This is a genomic window from Candidatus Cryosericum terrychapinii (assembly GCF_003570925.1).
Classification (GTDB): domain Bacteria; phylum Caldisericota; class Caldisericia; order Cryosericales; family Cryosericaceae; genus Cryosericum; species Cryosericum terrychapinii.
Genome location: NZ_QXIS01000006.1, coordinates 51,241 through 67,974, shown reverse-complemented (window position 1 = coordinate 67,974; position 16,734 = coordinate 51,241). Strand labels below are relative to the sequence as shown.

General features: G+C 57.5%; 11 protein-coding genes and 1 pseudogene. 5 read left to right on the top strand and 7 right to left on the bottom strand.

The annotated features are described in order from the left end of the window. Positions 1 to 18: 18 nt before the first annotated feature. The 4 genes from SMC7_RS01175 to SMC7_RS01160 all read right to left on the bottom strand — a co-directional run bounded on the left by SMC7_RS01175 (position 19) and on the right by SMC7_RS01160 (position 4,858). Entirely contained in the window at positions 19 to 879 is an 861-nt protein-coding gene (locus SMC7_RS01175; protein ID WP_165845032.1) for a class I SAM-dependent methyltransferase, read from the bottom strand. 302 nt (positions 880 to 1,181) lie between these two features. After that, positions 1,182 to 2,096 carry a RadC family protein gene (radC, locus tag SMC7_RS01170; protein ID WP_119088551.1) on the bottom strand — a complete coding sequence of 305 codons (915 nt, stop codon included), beginning with the start codon at positions 2,094 to 2,096 and terminating at the stop codon, positions 1,182 to 1,184. Positions 2,097 to 2,309: 213 nt separating this feature from the next. Continuing rightward, positions 2,310 to 2,828, bottom strand: a complete 519-nt coding sequence (locus tag SMC7_RS01165) for a nitroreductase family protein (RefSeq protein ID WP_119088550.1) — start codon at positions 2,826 to 2,828, stop codon at positions 2,310 to 2,312. Positions 2,829 to 2,848: 20 nt separating this feature from the next. After that, a complete protein-coding gene (locus SMC7_RS01160; protein WP_165845031.1) occupies positions 2,849 to 4,858 on the bottom strand; it encodes a trypsin-like peptidase domain-containing protein in 2,010 nt (669 codons plus the stop codon). 307 nt (positions 4,859 to 5,165) lie between these two features. Between SMC7_RS01160 and SMC7_RS01155 the strand changes: the two genes are divergently transcribed. Genes SMC7_RS01155 through SMC7_RS01145 form a run of 3 tightly spaced genes read left to right on the top strand, consistent with a single transcriptional unit; the run spans position 5,166 to position 10,010 of the window. Next, complete coding sequence (locus SMC7_RS01155; protein WP_165845030.1) at positions 5,166 to 6,317, top strand: metallophosphoesterase family protein; 1,152 nt, start codon at positions 5,166 to 5,168, stop codon at positions 6,315 to 6,317. Continuing rightward, positions 6,298 to 8,952, top strand: coding sequence for an AAA family ATPase (locus SMC7_RS01150; protein WP_119088547.1), 2,655 nt, complete (start codon positions 6,298 to 6,300; stop codon positions 8,950 to 8,952). Before SMC7_RS01155 ends, SMC7_RS01150 begins: the two co-directional genes overlap by 20 nt. Continuing rightward, a complete protein-coding gene (locus tag SMC7_RS01145; protein ID WP_119088546.1) occupies positions 8,949 to 10,010 on the top strand; it encodes a hypothetical protein in 1,062 nt (353 codons plus the stop codon). Before SMC7_RS01150 ends, SMC7_RS01145 begins: the two co-directional genes overlap by 4 nt. Positions 10,011 to 10,085: 75 nt before the next feature. Here the strand turns inward: SMC7_RS01145 and SMC7_RS01140 are convergent, their stop codons facing one another. Both SMC7_RS01140 and SMC7_RS01135 read right to left on the bottom strand, forming a co-directional pair. Beyond that, entirely contained in the window at positions 10,086 to 11,357 is a 1,272-nt protein-coding gene (locus SMC7_RS01140; RefSeq protein WP_119088545.1) for an SLC13 family permease, read from the bottom strand. Positions 11,358 to 11,380: 23 nt separating this feature from the next. Then, entirely contained in the window at positions 11,381 to 12,184 is an 804-nt protein-coding gene (locus tag SMC7_RS01135; RefSeq protein ID WP_119088544.1) for a universal stress protein, read from the bottom strand. Positions 12,185 to 12,562: 378 nt separating this feature from the next. On the opposite strand from SMC7_RS01135, the gene SMC7_RS01130 reads away from it, so the two are divergent. After that, complete coding sequence (locus tag SMC7_RS01130; RefSeq protein WP_119088543.1) at positions 12,563 to 13,690, top strand: winged helix DNA-binding domain-containing protein; 1,128 nt, start codon at positions 12,563 to 12,565, stop codon at positions 13,688 to 13,690. A gap of 1 nt (position 13,691) precedes the next feature. Here SMC7_RS01130 and SMC7_RS01125 read toward each other — a convergent pair. Continuing rightward, positions 13,692 to 14,963, bottom strand: a pseudogene (locus SMC7_RS01125) (PTS ascorbate transporter subunit IIC). Positions 14,964 to 15,152: 189 nt separating this feature from the next. On the opposite strand from SMC7_RS01125, the gene SMC7_RS01120 reads away from it, so the two are divergent. Beyond that, positions 15,153 to 16,625 (top strand): RNB domain-containing ribonuclease, encoded by a 1,473-nt coding sequence (locus SMC7_RS01120; RefSeq protein ID WP_119088542.1) that lies wholly within the window; start codon positions 15,153 to 15,155, stop codon positions 16,623 to 16,625. Positions 16,626 to 16,734 lie beyond the last annotated feature (109 nt).

The following is a 16,734-nucleotide window of genomic DNA, read 5'->3' as shown; positions in this document are numbered from 1 at the left end:
TAGACAAGCACTTTATGGTTAATTCTTTTCCCCTACATATACAACCATCTTTGTAAAGAGTTCTCGAAAAGGTGTTTTCAATGAAAGTCCAACCTGCTTTTTGAGAGGAATGAGCTTGTAGAGAATTGTCTTAAACCGGCCTTGATTGCGTATAATCTCCTCAAAACGAGCAATCGTCATTTTATTGATATATGTGATTTGTTCTCTATTGTCCACTATACCAAACCGAAGATTGATTCTTTCTTCAGCTGATTTTGTTTCTGAAGCAAGTTTCTTGTAGGCATTGATCAAGACGGGCTCAGGAAAAAGAAGATGAACATACGGAATCCCAATAAGATCGGTGAGATGGGCCCCATATGGATGAAAATAAGGAGGAGAATTAATAAATACTTTACCGTGTGGCTTCAATACTCTATTTACTTCTTTTAAGACGACTTCAGGCTTTGAAAGGTGTTCAAAAACATCGTTCATTACACACATATCAAAAGAAGCATTCTGAAAAGGCATTGTTTCTGCATTAGCAACTATAAAATCTATATCCTTTGCATTTTTGGAAGACGCAAAATCTCTTGCTTGCATTATGAACCTTTCTTCCGTATCTATCCCTGTCAATCTTTTCGCTCCACTGAGAGCATAAAACGTGGTTTTCCCGCCACTACCAGCTCCGATATCAAGAATGGTTTTGCCCTGTATCTCTTTGAGCAAATCTATTTCAGGGAGGTAATAGCTATTTAACCTCTTTGACTGCTCAAATTCCCATTCTGCAAATGTTTCCTTCCCTTCATCTTCGAGATTGAATGGATGAATTGGCCTCTTGAAACACCTATTCAGCGCAATGAGACTTTCTACGCCTATGCTGCTCCTGTATTCCAGCTTCATTTGTGCCATCCCTCTACTAACGTACCTTCATCGATTGCCATATTCATTGCGCCGTCTTCGTCAGTGTTTGATTCCAGAGATACTGATATCATCGACAGAGACAAACCTGCCGTCGAGCATACTGTACGGGAGTAACACTTCGCTAGAAGTGGACATTCGTGGCTTTCCTTCAGGGTCATTAGTCTCCACACATATATGTATAGACAATCCCGAATGAAATTCAACGGCCATAACGGACCATCAGCTCTTCTATCGCTTGCGTACAGCAACGTGACCACCGTGTTGCCCGGCACCCCACTCGTCTACACCATCCCCGCCCGGGCGAAGCTGAAGTAGTCCTGACGGGCACGGCCCACGATGATGTGGTCCAGGACGCGGACACCGACGTACTTCAGGGCCTGAGTGATCCTGTTGGTGGTGTCGATGTCCTCTTTGGAAGGGTCGCACTCTCCGCTTGGGTGGTTGTGGACGAGGACCACACGGCTGGCGTGGTGGATGCAGGCCTCGCGGACGATGTCAGCAGGGTCAACGACGCTGGCGCTGATACTGCCCCGACTGATCTCGGCGTCTTTGATAACCTTGTTGCGGATGTCCAGCAGGACGACATAGAAGAACTCCTTGCCGGCGTCGCGCAGTTGCGGCGTGAACCGATCACAGACGTAGTCGATGGCGTCCTCGGCACTGGTGACCCGCTTCATCGTGGACGCGGGGCCCTGCTGCAGGCGCTTGCCAATTTCGATGGCCGCCTTTAGTTCGACTGCCTTGGCAAGGCCGATGCCACGCACGTCGCAGAGGTCCTCGACGCTGGCCTGGTCCAGCTGGCTCCAGCCGCCGAACCGGTTGAACACTTCGCGACCCAGCTCTTCGGCGCTCTTGCCGTGGCTGCCCGTCCTGAACAGAATGGCCAGCAGGCGTGCGTTGCTCATCGTGTCGGCTCCACGCTTCGCCAGCTGCTCGCGGGGACGTTCGTCAATCGCCCAGTCTTTGATGGAAACATACGTGCGCTCGGCGTTGACGCGCAACCGGACTTCCTTGCGGACAGCGTTGCAGGCCTCGCTACTGACAAGATCCAGCGCCTGCACGATGGCCATCCCTTGCGGCTCTTCTACCCGCTCCCCATCGGGATTGCGGAACCAAGTCCCCATTTTGGACCACATTGGATACGTTGCCCTCTGGGCGAGATACGCAACCGCTTCCTCGCGTTTCGATATATCCACCCTCTCCCCCTGTACCGTTTTCGTGAGCTACTCTCACTCCGGTACAAGGTAGCATCATCCATGGGACACGCAACACTAGAGACGGCGTGGATACGGGTCTCCTATGGCATGCCTAGGCTGTTTCTCGGCAGAACGATACCGGCGACGCCGGCTGCGAAGCAGTGCCAATCCGCGGCAAGTCCTCTCATCGCTGCCAACAGCCATAGCCTCCCGTCAGCCTGTGAACTTCTCCCAACACACGAGTTCGTCCAGCGGCTTGCGTGGACGTGGCCGGTGCGGATGATTCTCGTCGGGATACCCAAGTGCAAGGAGAACGACGACAGGGTTCTCCGATGGTATGTCAAGCAGCGCGCGGATCTCGTTGCCATCGTAGTTGCCAAGCCAGCATGTCCCCAGACCCATCGACGCGGCCTGCAGGGTCATGTGGTCCAGGGCAATGGTGATGTCGATGACAGCCCCTTCGTACCGGTGACCAAGATTGTATCCCTCACCGTTCATGCAGGCGACGATGAGGACCGGCGCTTGTTCCACAAACTGCTGTCCGCCGATGGCATGCACCATCGACCGTATAGTCGCACGGTCACGTACAACGACCAGCTTCCACGGCTGCAGGTTGCTACCCGAGGGAGCCAGCCTCGCCGCTTCCAAAACCTCGGCCAGCTTGTCTTCTTCGACCGGCTGGTCCTTGTAGTGTCGTACGCTGTAGCGCTTCTCTATGGCGTCGAGTATCATGGTTCCTCCTTGTCTTGATTTCAAGGGGCCGTCTTGAAGTAACGGTCCATGGTCCAGTCGCCCCACGTCGTAGCGGTGCCTGCTGATACGTTCCACGTATACACTGCGCCTGCCTCCAGCGTTCCAGCCGGGACTGTGTACGACGTACCTGTGACCACGACGTTCAGGATCTCCGAGTCCTCCGAACCGCTCGTCCCTTTGCCGAGCCAGAACGCATAGCGCGTTGCTCCGGATACCAGCGCCCAGGTGAACGTCGCAGTCCGCGATACGCCCGTCACGTAGGGCAGTGGTGTCAGCAGCGCCGGCGCTGGCAGGCCGGACGGCACCTCGACCGTGAAGTACTGGTCTTCACCCCAGTCTCCCCAGTCCGAGGCGTTGCCGGCGGAGACATTCCACGTATACTCCCCACCATCCACCAGTACCGTTGCGGGCACCGTAAACGACGTCCCCGTGACCACTGTAGAAAACACCTCTGAGTCCTGTGAGCCGCTGGTCCCCTTGCCAAGCCAGAACGTGTAGCGCGTCGCTTCGGTCACGGCACGCCAGTAGAAAGTCGGCGTCAGCGTCGGAACCGTGACCTCCTGGTCAGGTTCCAGTGCCTCGGGGACACCCAGAGTCCCGGCCGCACCCACGGAGAACACGCTGTCCTCCGACCAGTCGCCCCACCCCGTCTCGTTGCCGGCTGCTACCGCCCACGTGTACGTTCCCCCGTCGGTCAGGATGCCTTCAGGCAGGGTCAGGCTGTTCGTCGTCACAACCTCACTGTAGATCTTGGTGTCCTCCGTACCAGTCGTACCCTTGCCCAGCCAGAACGTGTAGCGCGTCGCGGTCGCCACCTTTGTCCACTGGAAGGTCGGCGTCAGCGTGTCGACTTCGGTGGTCGCGGCAGGCTGGATCAGGCTGGGGATATTCACGGACGGCGACCCGCTGCCAGATGTCTGTACCGTGAACTGGGCGAGCGTCAAGGTGCGGTCTCTCGCCAGCGACTTCACATCGTTGATAGGGATGGCAAATCCCAGGTTCGCTCCTTCCTCCATACCCGCGGACGTAATACCGATGACCTCACCCATCATGTTGAACAGCGCACCTCCGGAACTGCCATGGCTGATCGGGGCCGTCGTCTGCAGGAAACCCTCGCGGCGGGCGCTGATGATACCTGTGCTGACCGTATTCTGAAGGCCGAGCGGGCTGCCGATGGCCACGACCGATTCGCCAACCTGGGCGGCATCGGAATCCCCCATCGTCACGGCCGGCAATCCAGCACCGGGGACCTTGATAATGACCAGATCCCCCACCTTGTCCCAGCCGAGGACCTTGATGTCAGTGAACGTCGTGCCGTCGTTGAGGACAACCTTCCCCGACTCCGCGCCGTCGATGACGTGGTAGTTGGTGACGATGCTCCCATCCGGCGAGATGATGAACCCGGAGCCGGAGGCGCCCTTCCCATCGCCAAACGCAACCTCAATGTAAACAACCGACTCCACCTTCTTGGCGATTTCGGTCACCGAGAGCGGCGTCTGCGTCGCCGACGACCCAAACACGAGAGTGGCAGTCTTTGTGGCGTCGTTCCAGGTGACCATCCCGCCGAGCCGCTCCGCGACGAACCGTACAGGAAGCATGGTTCGCCCCCCGACAATGAAGGGGACGACCTGTGGATTCGCGGGGTCGACACTCATTGGCGTACCGTTGACACGAGCAGTACTTTTGCCGATAAACAGTTCGAGGACCTCCGATCCCATGATGATCGTGACCTTCTGATCGGCCGCGGTCCAGGCGATAGTCCCGTTCAGCGCCTCGACGACAGCGCGGATAGGCAGGAACGTCCTGCCCTCGACGATGACCGGGACTGTCCCCTGCACATCGACGGGGCTACTCACCCCGTTCACCGTCATTGACGGCTTGCCGACCTGCAGGACGATGATGGTCTGCGTCCCGCCGGCCTGCCCCCGCACAATGGATGGCGCGAACGGCAGCGCAAGCAGGATGGCAACGACGATCAATATGGCAACAGAACGCTGTGCATGTCTCATGGCGGCCTCCCAGCCCGTGCAGCGATCCCGGCAGTTCACAGCGATGCCGCTGCACGCATGCTCATATGATAGGGACATGTCACAGGATGCAACAATGGACATTCTGATTGTTCGCACATGTGCTGAGAAACGCGCTTAGTACCATACGTCCAAGAGTGAACGAGATGGCATGGTACGGCGTCACGGTCGTCGGTGCAGGCATTGCCGGATTGGCGGCGGCGTATTACGCGTGGGCTGGGTGAAAGGACTGGATTCCCGCATGTGCGGGAATGACAGACTAGTCCGGAATTGGCAGTATACTGACAATATGAGATTATTGCATACCGCAGACTGGCATGTTGGAAGCACACTCGCTGGGCTGGACAGGTTCGACGAAACAAGGAAGCTGCTGGATGAGCTGTTTGCCGCTGCGCAGACCGAGAAGGTGGATGTAGTGATCGTCGCGGGTGACGTGTTCGACAACCCGATGCCCGGCAATAATAGTCAGAAACTCGTCTTCGACTTCTTTGCCCGGCTCAGCGGCGCGGGCATCCGCTCGGTCGTCCTGGCCGGCAACCACGACGGACAGGTGTTCGTCCCCAGCAAGAGCCTGCTGAGCCTTGGGACAGCATCGGTGTTCGAGAAGCCGTCTGGTGAACAGTATCAAGTCGGGTTCCGTTCCCGCGCCGACGAACCGGTCGTCGTGACGGCGCTCCCCTACCCCCACGAACGCGTGGTCATGAAGTTGAATGGAGCAGGTGACGACATTCACGGCGACTACGCCGGCAGCGTCAGCACTTTCATCCGCTGGCTGGCCGGCCGCATGGACGCGTCGGACATCAACATCTTTGCCGCACACCTCATGATCGCTGGTGCTCAGCTGACGGACACGGAACGCCCCATGTCGGTCAGTCCGTTCTTTGCCGTCCCTGCGCAGAGCCTGCCATCTTCGACGATGTACAACGCCCTTGGCCACGTCCACCGCCACCAGCAGCTGGTGAACGCGCCCGCACGCTCGGAATACTCCGGCAGTATCTTCCGCGTCAACTTCAGCGAGGAGGGAACGCCGAAGGGGTTCAACCTTGTGGACGCCGACACGAAGGGCAATCTCACCGTGCAGTTCTGTGAGCTGAAATCCGCCATCGAACTGCACAATGTCGAGTGCGCCGTCGACGACTGGGCCACCCGCCTGGAGCCGTACAGGGACCGTGGATACACGAAGGCGCGCATCCACGCCGACGACCCCCCGTTCAACCTGCAAGGCGAGATACGCGCTGTCTGCCCGTGGGTCGTCAAGGTGGAGTTCCTGCGTTCCGAAGCTGCAGCGACGACCCGTCCGACTATTGAGGCACTGGCAAGTACAAGTTTCGAAACCGTGCAGTCGATGTACCGGGCATACAACGGGGATGCCGGCGAGGACATCATGAAGGTGGTCGGTGAATTGTTCCAGGAGGTGACCCATGCGGATACAGACGCTTGAAGTCGAGAACTTCATGCCCTACCGCGACCCGGTCACCTTGGATTTCCGCGACCTGTCGCTATTCGCCATCGTAGGAGAAACTGGTTCGGGCAAGTCCTCGATCGTCGACGCGATCTGCTATGCTCTCTATGGACGCATCCCACGCATCCGCACGGAAAACGGGCAGCGCGAGAACGTCATCAGCCGCGGCGCCAAGCAGTTTCACGTCGCCCTCACGTTCGACCTTGGCGGCGCGACGTACAGGATCATCCGGCAGGGAACAGCCATGAGGGAGGACGTCCAGATCTTCAAGGACGGCGACCAGCTCAACCAGCTCCTGAAGAAGAAGGACGCCGACCGCTACATCGAAGAGACGCTGCTGCACATGAACTTCGACGTCTTCACGCGCATCATCGTCCTGCCGCAGGGTCAGTTCGACCGCTTTCTCAAACCTGACACGCCCCGTGCGCGCAGGGATATCCTCATCTCGCTGCTCAGCCTAGATATCTACGAGCACATCGGCAAGGCGGCCGGCGCCCATGCGGGCATGCTGATGGGCGAACTGGGCGGCCTGGACCATGACCTCGCAGGCATCGACCAGAACGCCATCACCGATGAAGCCATGGGTCTCCTGGACCATGCCGTCACAGACACCGGACATCAGGTCGCGCTGCTCCAGGAACAGCTCAAAGCACGTGAGCTGACATTGGCCATGATGGAACAGCGGGCGTCAAAGGCACGGCAGCTGGCGAACCTTCAGGGACAGCTTGCGGCCCTTCGTGCCAGGGCGGACGAGATCAACGGCGACCGCGCGCACCTTGCCACTAGCCTCACTCTCGCATCGCTGCAGCCATCACTGGCCAGCTGGGCGTGTCTGGCTGCTGAACTGGAACGGCTGACGGACGAGCGCGACAAGGCATCTGCTGCTGTGATAGCCGCACAGCAGGCTCTCGAGACTGCGCAGACCGTCCGTGCCGATACGTCCTTGCGCGCTGGCGAGGCCGCATTTGCCGAGAAACTGGATGAGATCTCTTCTGCGATCGGGCGCCTGAGCGACCTCCAGCTCTTTGCCGCCCGACTGGAGGAACTCCAGCACAGGACTGATGCAGCCACGGACAAGGCCAAGAGACTCGAACACAGCATCACACAATTGAATGAGACCATGAAGGTACAGAACGAGCGTCGGATTCAGCTCCAGGAAGCGCTCACCAAGGCACGCGACGCTTCAATACAAACTGAAGATGCGTTCGAACGAGCACGCTCGGACAACGCCGCAGTCGTCGTCCAGCAGGGCCTCAGGCCAGGTGACACCTGCCCGGTGTGCGGCCATGTGGTAGAAGAACTGGTCGCGCATGCCGAACACCTGGACTTTGCTCGCCTCAAGACAGTTCGTGACGAGACGCGCAAACATGTCGAGCACTGCCAGGACGACCTCACGGAGCATGAGAAGAAGTCCGAAGCGGACCGAGCCCGGCTCGAGGAACTGGCCAGACAGCTGACCGCTCTGACGACCGAAGACAAGGACGACCGGCACGAAGCGCACGAACTGACCCTGCGCCTGCTCATGGACCCGACGGTCGCCCGCGAGGGCAGCAACAATCCCGTGGCGTTTCTCCATGCGCGGCTCACGCAGCTGCGAGGGCAGGAGACGACGATCCACACAGCACAGAAAACGATCGCCCTCCAACTCGAAGAACAGCGCCGAAAGGAAGAAGACGTCCGCACGAAACTGACCGGGTCCCAGACAAAGGCCGCAACGCTGGAGGGGCAGCGTAGACAAGCGGAAGTCCAATATGAAACGCTGCAGAGTGACCTGCTGGCGCAGGCCGGTACGCATGGGTTCGACTCCATCGCGTCGATGAAAGCAGCCGTCCTCCCTGAGGGCGAGCTGACCGCACTTCAGACGTCGGTGAGGCAGTACGACCATGACACCGCTGCTGCTGCTGCACAGGTGGAAATGCTGGAGCAGGAGCTCGGCCCCGATCTACCTTCGGAGGCAGACCTCGAGGCAGCGCGCGCCGCACGTGAGACTGCCGCCACGGACTTCGCCCACGCACAGGAGAGCCTGGCAGCCGCCCGCCGCAGCAAAGAGGACCTCCTTGCCCGCCGCGCATTCCTAGCCGACCGCCTTGCGCGCAAGGAACAGGTGACGTGCTTGCTGTCCACCTACCAGCAGGTCGCCCGCGACTTCGGCAGCAAGGGCATGGTGGCGTTCGTCAGCAGCGGCATTCTCGAACAGCTGCTGGTGACGGCAAACGACCACCTGCGCATTCTGAGCAAGGAACGCTTCGAGCTGCTACTCGACGAGGGCGACCAGATGATGGTGCAGGACGCGTTCAGCGCCTCTGGGCCGCGCGACGTCGCAACCCTGTCCGGGGGAGAAACCTTTCTCGCTTCTCTTGCGCTGGCTCTGGCCGTCAAGGACCTGCTGTCGACGAGCGTGGATCTGGACAGCTTCTTCATCGACGAGGGCTTCGGGACACTGGACGAGACCACTGTCCAAGGCGTCGCCGATGTCCTGGAGTCCCTGCGCCGAGACGGCTCACTCGTCGGCATCATTACCCACCGGGCGGACCTCGTGGAGCGCTTTGAAACAGTCCTCGAGGTGACGAATCAGAGTGGTTCAGCACACATCGCGCGTCGGGAAATGGCATGATGCGTATCCGTCCCGACTACTGGCAGAGCGTCTACACTGGTTCCACGGAGGTCGCATTGACTGATCAGAAACGTTCCTATGAGGTGGTGCCAACCACCGAATGCCGCGACCTTGACCACTGGGCAGCCGTGCGGGTGCCCGATGCTGCGTTCGCGGAAGTCGACACGGTCCGTGTCGCGTTCGTCGACGGTGTGCGCCGTATCGACATGCACGGCATCATCGACGGCAATCCGCCATATTATGGCGTTTTCGGTTCTGTGGCGGCGGGCTGCATGCAGATGTGTGGCTCTCACGCCCACGACGTCACCGAGGCGCTGTGTGATGAAGCCGTACGGCACTACTTCGTGACCAACGCGCCGGACCCGGACATGAAGACGCTCAAGCTGGCGAGCGACGCGTCGTGTCCGTTTGACGTCGAATATGAGATTCGCAGCGCGGCAAGTCATGACCCGGGCGACTTCGGCCAGGAACTCAACAACCTCATGCAGGAGCTGGAACACGATGTCGCCCAGAAAGAAGTGGACCGTCCGGACGTGCAGGCAGTCGTAACAGACGGTCCCATCCCCTACGAACACCGTCTGGCCGCCGGGACCGGCAAACTGGCAGGCATCATCAAGAACGTCCAGGAGGCCTACCTCCAGCGCGAGCAGTTCGCGACGGTGCTCGGCCTCAAGACCGCCGAACGGACCCCGATCTTCGAGATCCGCTACCCGGAAAGCAGCGGCAGCAGCAAGATGAGCTTCTTCCTGCGCCTTCGAGCAGTCACGCCCTTCGCCAGCCAGATGGCCAACCTGGTTCGCATCGAGCTCCCCGTCATGGGGCTGACCGAGGCAATACACCTGGCCAACCTCGCCTCCGCCATCGCGGTGCACTACTCCAGCAACCTGTGGGGCGACACCAGGGCGCCTCAAAACCTGTATCCTGTGGGAGCACTCGAGACAGCGCTGAAGAACCGGCTTGGAGACCAGCGCTTTCTGCGCAGCGTCATCATGCGGACACTCTCCGCTGATGAAACGTCGGCACCAAGACCGGCACAGGCTCCTCCACGTGGGTCATGACCACCAGGTCCTCTCGTGACATTTGTCCTGGAGCGGTGCGCAGGACACGCAGAATTGGAAAAAGGTTCTACGTTTCTATTTGTAGAACAAGGAGAACAAAACACCAGCTACAAGAATATTGATGAACGTGATCGGTACAACCGCCTTCAAGTATTCTTTCCACTCCACATCAACGCCCGCCTTGGACAATATCGAGAGACCAACAACGTTTGCTGACGCACCAATTGGCGTGAAATTTCCTCCTACATCTGTGCCAAAGCTTACTATCAGTCCCATGCTCAACAAAGATACTGTGCTTGCTGGAGCAAGAAGCTTTACTACGGGCACCATAGATGCTGCAAAGGGAACGTTATCGATAAATCCAGAAAGTATACCTGACATCCAAAGAAGGATTCCTTTCGTAAGTAGGCTGCTTCCCTTTGAAACGTCTACGATACCTTTACTAATTGATGCAATAACGCCGGTCTTTTCCAACGAACCTATTATTATGAAGAGCGTGGTGAAGAACATAAGCACTTCCCAGTCAATAGACTCCCAGATATTTGCAACCTTCTTCCCGTTGAGCACAAGCCCCAGAGAAGCGCCTATGAGTCCTGCGTATGCTACTGGCAGGTTGATCTTTTCATGCAGTATCAGCAAAACTATTGCCACAAGGAAACTGACAATCGACGCTATCATCATATAGAGGTCTTTTACATGCTCCCTGGGGTTCAGATTCTTTAAGTAATCTGTATCAACATTTTCCGACTGTTTAAACATTTTCTTGTAGAAGAGAACAAAGTACAACGTATTCAACACTAGAATTAGAATTGAAATTGGCGCAAGGTACTTAACAAACTGAACAAGAGTAATCCCAAGGCCTGTCCCAAGGATAATGTTTGGAGGGTCTCCCATGAGCGTTGCGCTCCCTCCGATATTTGCCGCAGTAATCTGTGAGAGTACAAATGGGATTGCACTCATCTTCAGTTTCTTGGCAATTGTTATTGACAAAGCGGTCATAAAGAGAAGGACTGTAATGCTATCCATAAATGCTGCAAGCAATCCAGTAAGAAGAGCAAACGCAATCAATATATTGATGGGTACGCCCTTCGTAAGCTTTAGAACTTTGACGCTCAGGAAATCAAAGAAACCGCTATCTGTTAACATTCTTACCAGAATAAACATTCCAAAGATAAGCCCAATTGCGTCCCAGTTAACTAGAGTAACAATTTCTCGTGGCTCAAGAACACCAAGTATGACAAGCAAGAAGGCTCCCACCAGCGAAACGCTTGAGCGTGGCAGGACGTTAAAAATGATGAAAGCATAAACAACAACGAATATGCTCAGAGAAATAATTTGAGGAGCCATAGGTATAGGTTATCTCCTTTGGATCAATCGCAAACCAACAGGAAAGGCTTTGGAAGAAACGCAACTACAAGTCTGATATGGGGATCAAGCGCAAGAGGACGGAATATGAATCTCAACTTATAACTCTTTCTTGGAGAACCTCTGCTTCCGATAATTATATCGGCGTTTGAGGCTTGAGAGATAACTGAAGAGACTTCTTTCCCGCGCTCAGCGAAACTGAAGTTCCCCTTTGCTTTCGAATTTGCCAAGATTCCCTGAACCCTTGTCTTGACGCTCTCTTTATCATCGCTCAATACAAGGACGTCAATAGTGCTCTTCCATTTGGCAGCAACTTCGCCTGTTATCCGGGTTGCAAGTTCAGAATATTTACTCCCAGTAGTAGGATGCAGAATTCTTGGACTAGGGTTGGACTTCAGATCTTCTCCAAGAAGCAAAACGGGAATACCGGAGTGCATGATCATGGAGAATGTCGTCTTGCCAAGCTTAATCTTGTTGGCAGTTATTCCTGCATGGGTTTCCATGACAATGAGATCAACCCCATTGTCTCGGACAAAAGAAAGGACCTCACTTACGGGATCTCCGACCTCAGTCCTTGTTGTGAATTGAATCGACTTCTTTTCGAGAAGACCTTCAAGCATCAAAAGCGTTTCCTGGCTCAATTGGTTCATTTCCTTGTAGACCGCCTTTGTATAGTAACCTGAAAACGAGCCGAGGTTAATAATACTAAAAAGGTAGAAAAAGGCATCAGGGAACAGTGTCGTAGTGTACTCAACTACATCCTTCATAACTTCGGAGTTATCAACCACTATGAGGATCTTCTTAAACATACTATCTGCCTCCTTACCTAATCAATACCTGGAACGAGCGATTCTTCAAAATGCGCGTAAATTCTAGACTTTTCCGGGCAAGTTGCAAGCTTCTCGAGTATGCTCTTCCTGGTTCCACTTCTGCTATGTCTAGGATTGCTTTGCTCCTCTATATTCGTCCTCCTTGTTTCTTATGAATCACTCCTCTGCAACCCACGCTCCACTTTAGAGAGCCTATTCCGGGTAATGGCATGAGAATTCGTAATGTCGTTTGCAGCCGTCCGCGCGATGGGATATACTGACAAGATATCGTGTGACTGGAGGAGAAATGCCACATCCAGAGCAGCCGAACACCTGCAGTAAATGTGAGCCGAGCCGTGTCCGGCTCCTAGTGGTCTCGTGAAGCCCGCAGCACTGCACATCACTGCACGGCAGGCAACCGATTTCGCGCTGGCACGGGGCGGCATCTCGCAGCCGTTCGGTGAGCCGCTTACGGCTGTCCGCGCCATGGTCGCCGTCCAGGCACAATATGCCGCCTCCGTCCCATTTGCCGTCCACGCACGCTGCCCATCAGCCCCGCACACATGGACCGACCATGCGCTTGCACGCGAGCGCTCGCTGGTCAAGACGTGGTGTCTCCGTGGCACCCTGCATGTGCTGGCAGCCGAGGACCTCGCCCTCATGGTTGGTTCATTCGGCGAACGGTACCATCTGGCGATCGAGCGGGTGATGCTGCGCATGTGTGACATGGATACAGCTGCGTGGTATCGTGTCGAGCAGGACGTCCTGCATGCGCTCGCAGGGGGACCGCTGGACCGTACGGCGCTCCACGCGGCCGTTCCACGACTTCGGGACGTGCCGTGGGTGGGCTGGGGCGAAGACGTGAAAGGGCTTGCCTACCAGGGAGATCTCCTCATGGTCGGCAGCAAGAGCACGCGACCCGTCTTCGCCCGCCGCGACACGTGGCTCCCCCACCTGCACTTCCGTCCACGCACGCGCATCAAGTCCCTCGAGGAATTGCTGCTCCGCTACCTGCGGACGTTTGCCCCGGCGACCCTCACTGACTTCGCGCACTGGACAGGTCTGCCCATAGCAACGGTGCGAGAGACGGCCACCCGGGCGGGCGGGCTCCTAGCGCCCGTGACGGTCGAGGGCCGCAGTTCGCCCCTGTTGGCCCTGGTAGAGGACGTCGACGTCCTCCAGAAGCCCCTGCCCGACGTTCCACCGGTCACGCTCCTGCCCAAGTTCGACGCCATGCTACTCGCCTGGAAGGATCCGTCTCGCGTACTGGACGGCGGAGACCGTGGCGCCGTGTTCCGCCCGGCAGGCCAGATCGAGGCCGTCATTCTTCTGCACGGACACGCGGCGGCAACCTGGCGCGTGAAGCAGACGCCGAGCAGCATGCACGTCACCATCACGCGTGTCCAGCGCGTGGGCGTCGTCCCTCGGCGACAGATCGAAGCCGCGTTCGAGCATCTGGGCGCCTGGACAGGAGCGCACAGCACAACGGTGACCTGGCAGGATTGACTTAGTGGAAGAGGCGCGCGATGTTTCCGACCACGACGCCGACCCAGAGGAAGTCGGCATCGCTCCAGGTCGTATTCAGCGTGCTCAGCTCTGGCCCAAGCAACGGCAACAACAATGCAGGCAGGATGCTGATGATGACGCCGTTGGCGAATCCACCTATGACCGCGCCTTTGCGCCCGCCGGTCGCATTGCCGAAAATGGCAGCCGTCGCACCGGTAAAGAAGTGCGGAACAAGGTTCGGGATGATAACCGGCAGGTGCAGCACCTGCAAAAGAAACATACACAGAACGCCGGCGGTCAGTGACGACAGGAACCCGATCATCATCGCCGTTGGCGCTTTTGGGAACGTAATAGCAACGTCGAGTGCAGGTTTAGCGTTGGGAACGATCTTCTCGCCGATCCCCCGGAAGGCGGGCGTGATCTCGGCCAGTGTCATGTTGACGCCGATGACGATGATAGCCATGCCGGCGGCGAACGTCATCGCCTGGACAAACGCAAAGACCAGCGGATGCTGGGTGACCCCCAGCGTATCCCGCACGAAGGTGGAGCCTGCTTTCAGCGTGACCGCCATGAACAGGACCGTCATGACCAGTCCCGAGGAGATCAGCGAATCGCGCAGGAAGTCGAACCCTTTGGGCAGCCTGATGTTCTCGGTCGACTGAATCCTGTCGCCGAACCACTTGCCCAGCAGCCCAGCCACGACATACGACAGTGACCCGAAATGGCCCACGGCGACCTCGTCACTTCCCATCACCTGCCGCATGAACGGTTGAGCCAGTGCAGGCATCAGCGTCATGACCGTGCCCAGGAGAATGGAAGCCACAACCGTGACCCAGATACCGGCCATCCCGGCGGCTGTCAGCACGGCGACCAGCAGGATCGCCATATAGAGCGTGTGATGACCGGTGAGAAAGATGTACTTCCACTTCGTCACACGCGCCAGAAAGGTATTGAACAGGAAACCGAAGATCATCACCCATCAGGGCTGCGAACCCAGAATCTTGAGCGCGACCGCAATGACGGCTTCGTTGTTCGGCAGGACGCCTCGGATGTGAAACCCGAATTGCAGCATCTGCCCCAGATAGCTCAGTGAGCTGCTGAGCGTGGCCGCGCCGACGCCGAGCACCAGAAAGCCGACAATCGTCTTGACAGTGCCCATCAGCACCTCACTGAACGATTTGTGCAGCACGACCAGGCCGACGAGTGCGACCATGCTCACCAGTACCGCCGGTGTGCCCATGAAGTCTCTGATGAACGTGAATACTGACTGCATTCCTGTCTCCTCCACTCGTCAACGTCTATAGATTGTCACCGATACTCCCTCATTGTACAGGCGCTGCCGCGCGCGGCAACCCATGCCCTGTTCGTGGGACACGCAACCATGAAGTGATTTGCGTCGACGTTGCTATACTGACAGCAAGACTCAGGCAGAGTCTCACTCTGGAATAAAGGAGCTCCTGCGATGATAAACGAAACCAAACACCGTAGTATTCTAGAAAGCATCGCTCACCGTGCGATGCTCGAGCGAGGATTGCTTCCCGACTTCTCGCCCGAGGTACTGGCCGAAGTGGACAAGATCCAGGAACCCACCCTGACCGGCGACGCACCCGCGCATGACCTCCGGACCCTGCCGTGGTGCTCTATCGACAACGACGACTCCATGGACCTCGACCAGCTGACGGTCGCGGAGGCCATGCAGGATGGAACCACCAGGATTCTTGTCGCCGTGGCGAATGTCGATGCTCTTGTCAAGATTGGGTCCGCAATCGACGACCACGCGCGCACCAACACCACGTCGGTGTACACCGCTGCCGAGAAGTTCCCCATGCTTCCCGACAAGCTGTCTACCGACCTCACCTCGCTGAACCAGGACCAGGACCGTCTTGCCATCGTCGTCGACATGGTCGTTGCCGCCGACGGCACCGTGACAGTATCCGACGTCTACGAGGCCATCGTCCGCAGTCATGCCAAACTGGCGTATAGCAGTGTCGCAGCATGGCTGGAGAAAACCGGACCAATGCCGCAACCCGTCGCCGCCGTGCCCGGCCTGGCCGAAAATCTGTCGCTCCAGGACAAGGCTGCCCAACTCCTGAAGGGTCACCGCCATGTCCTTGGAGCACTCAGTCTGCAGACCATCGAGGCAAGACCGCTGTTTGAGGGCGACACGATCAGCAATCTCCAAGTACAGGAGAAAAACCGCGCCACGGAACTCATCGAGGACTTCATGATCGCAGCCAACGGCGTTACGGTGCGGTTTCTCAGCGCTCAAGGGTTTCCCTCGGTCCGCCGCGTCGTACACACGCCAAAGCGCTGGGACCGCATCGTCGAAGTGGCCACCGAGCATGGATCCAAGCTTCCCGAGACTCCCAATTCGAAGGCACTCGAGGACTTCCTGACCAGCGCGAAGGCCGCTGATCCGGTGACGTTCCCTGATCTGTCCCTCACGATCATCAAGCTCCTGGGGCCCGGTGAATATGCTGCAGAACTGCCGGGAGCGAATGCCGAGGGACACTTCGGTCTTGCGGTCCGGGACTACACGCATTCCACTGCTCCGAACCGCCGGTACCCCGACCTCATCACCCAGCGCCTGGCGAAAGCGGCGATCGCGAAAAAGCCCGTGCCATACAGCATGGACGACCTGACAGCCCTTGCGAAGCACTGTACGGATCAGGAAGACGCCGCCAACAAGGTCGAACGGCAAGTCGAAAAGTCCGCCGCGGCACTCCTCCTCGAATCCCGGATCGGGGAACAGTTCGACGCCATCGTCACTGGCGCTGCCGACAAGGGAACGTGGGCACGGCTACTGACCGTACCGGTTGAAGGCAGGGTGGTCAAAGGCTTCGAAGGGCTGGATGTCGGCCAGCGCACGCGGGTCCAGCTTCTCTCGGTAGACGTCGACAGGGGATTCATCGATCTCAAGAGAGTTCGTGGCTAGGAACGGGGGTTGAACCATCGGCTGGCGGGTGACGGTCTGGCATCGGATCGTCGTCCGTCAGCAGCGGCCGTGCCTTCTTGCCGGCAGGACCATCTCATCATCTGTGAAG

Bases quoted from the DNA above. Each gene is read 5' to 3' on its own strand.
- SMC7_RS01175 (WP_165845032.1), bottom strand. From the start codon at position 879: ATGAAGCTGGAATACAGGAGCAGCATAGGCGTAGAAAGTCTCATTGCG.
- SMC7_RS01165 (WP_119088550.1), bottom strand. From the start codon at position 2,828: ATGATACTCGACGCCATAGAGAAGCGCTACAGCGTACGACACTACAAG.
- SMC7_RS01160 (WP_165845031.1), bottom strand. From the start codon at position 4,858: ATGAGACATGCACAGCGTTCTGTTGCCATATTGATCGTCGTTGCCATC.
- SMC7_RS01155 (WP_165845030.1), top strand. From the start codon at position 5,166: ATGAGATTATTGCATACCGCAGACTGGCATGTTGGAAGCACACTCGCT.
- SMC7_RS01150 (WP_119088547.1), top strand. From the start codon at position 6,298: ATGCGGATACAGACGCTTGAAGTCGAGAACTTCATGCCCTACCGCGAC.
- SMC7_RS01145 (WP_119088546.1), top strand. From the start codon at position 8,949: ATGATGCGTATCCGTCCCGACTACTGGCAGAGCGTCTACACTGGTTCC.
- SMC7_RS01140 (WP_119088545.1), bottom strand. From the start codon at position 11,357: ATGGCTCCTCAAATTATTTCTCTGAGCATATTCGTTGTTGTTTATGCT.
- SMC7_RS01135 (WP_119088544.1), bottom strand. From the start codon at position 12,184: ATGTTTAAGAAGATCCTCATAGTGGTTGATAACTCCGAAGTTATGAAG.
- SMC7_RS01120 (WP_119088542.1), top strand. From the start codon at position 15,153: ATGATAAACGAAACCAAACACCGTAGTATTCTAGAAAGCATCGCTCAC.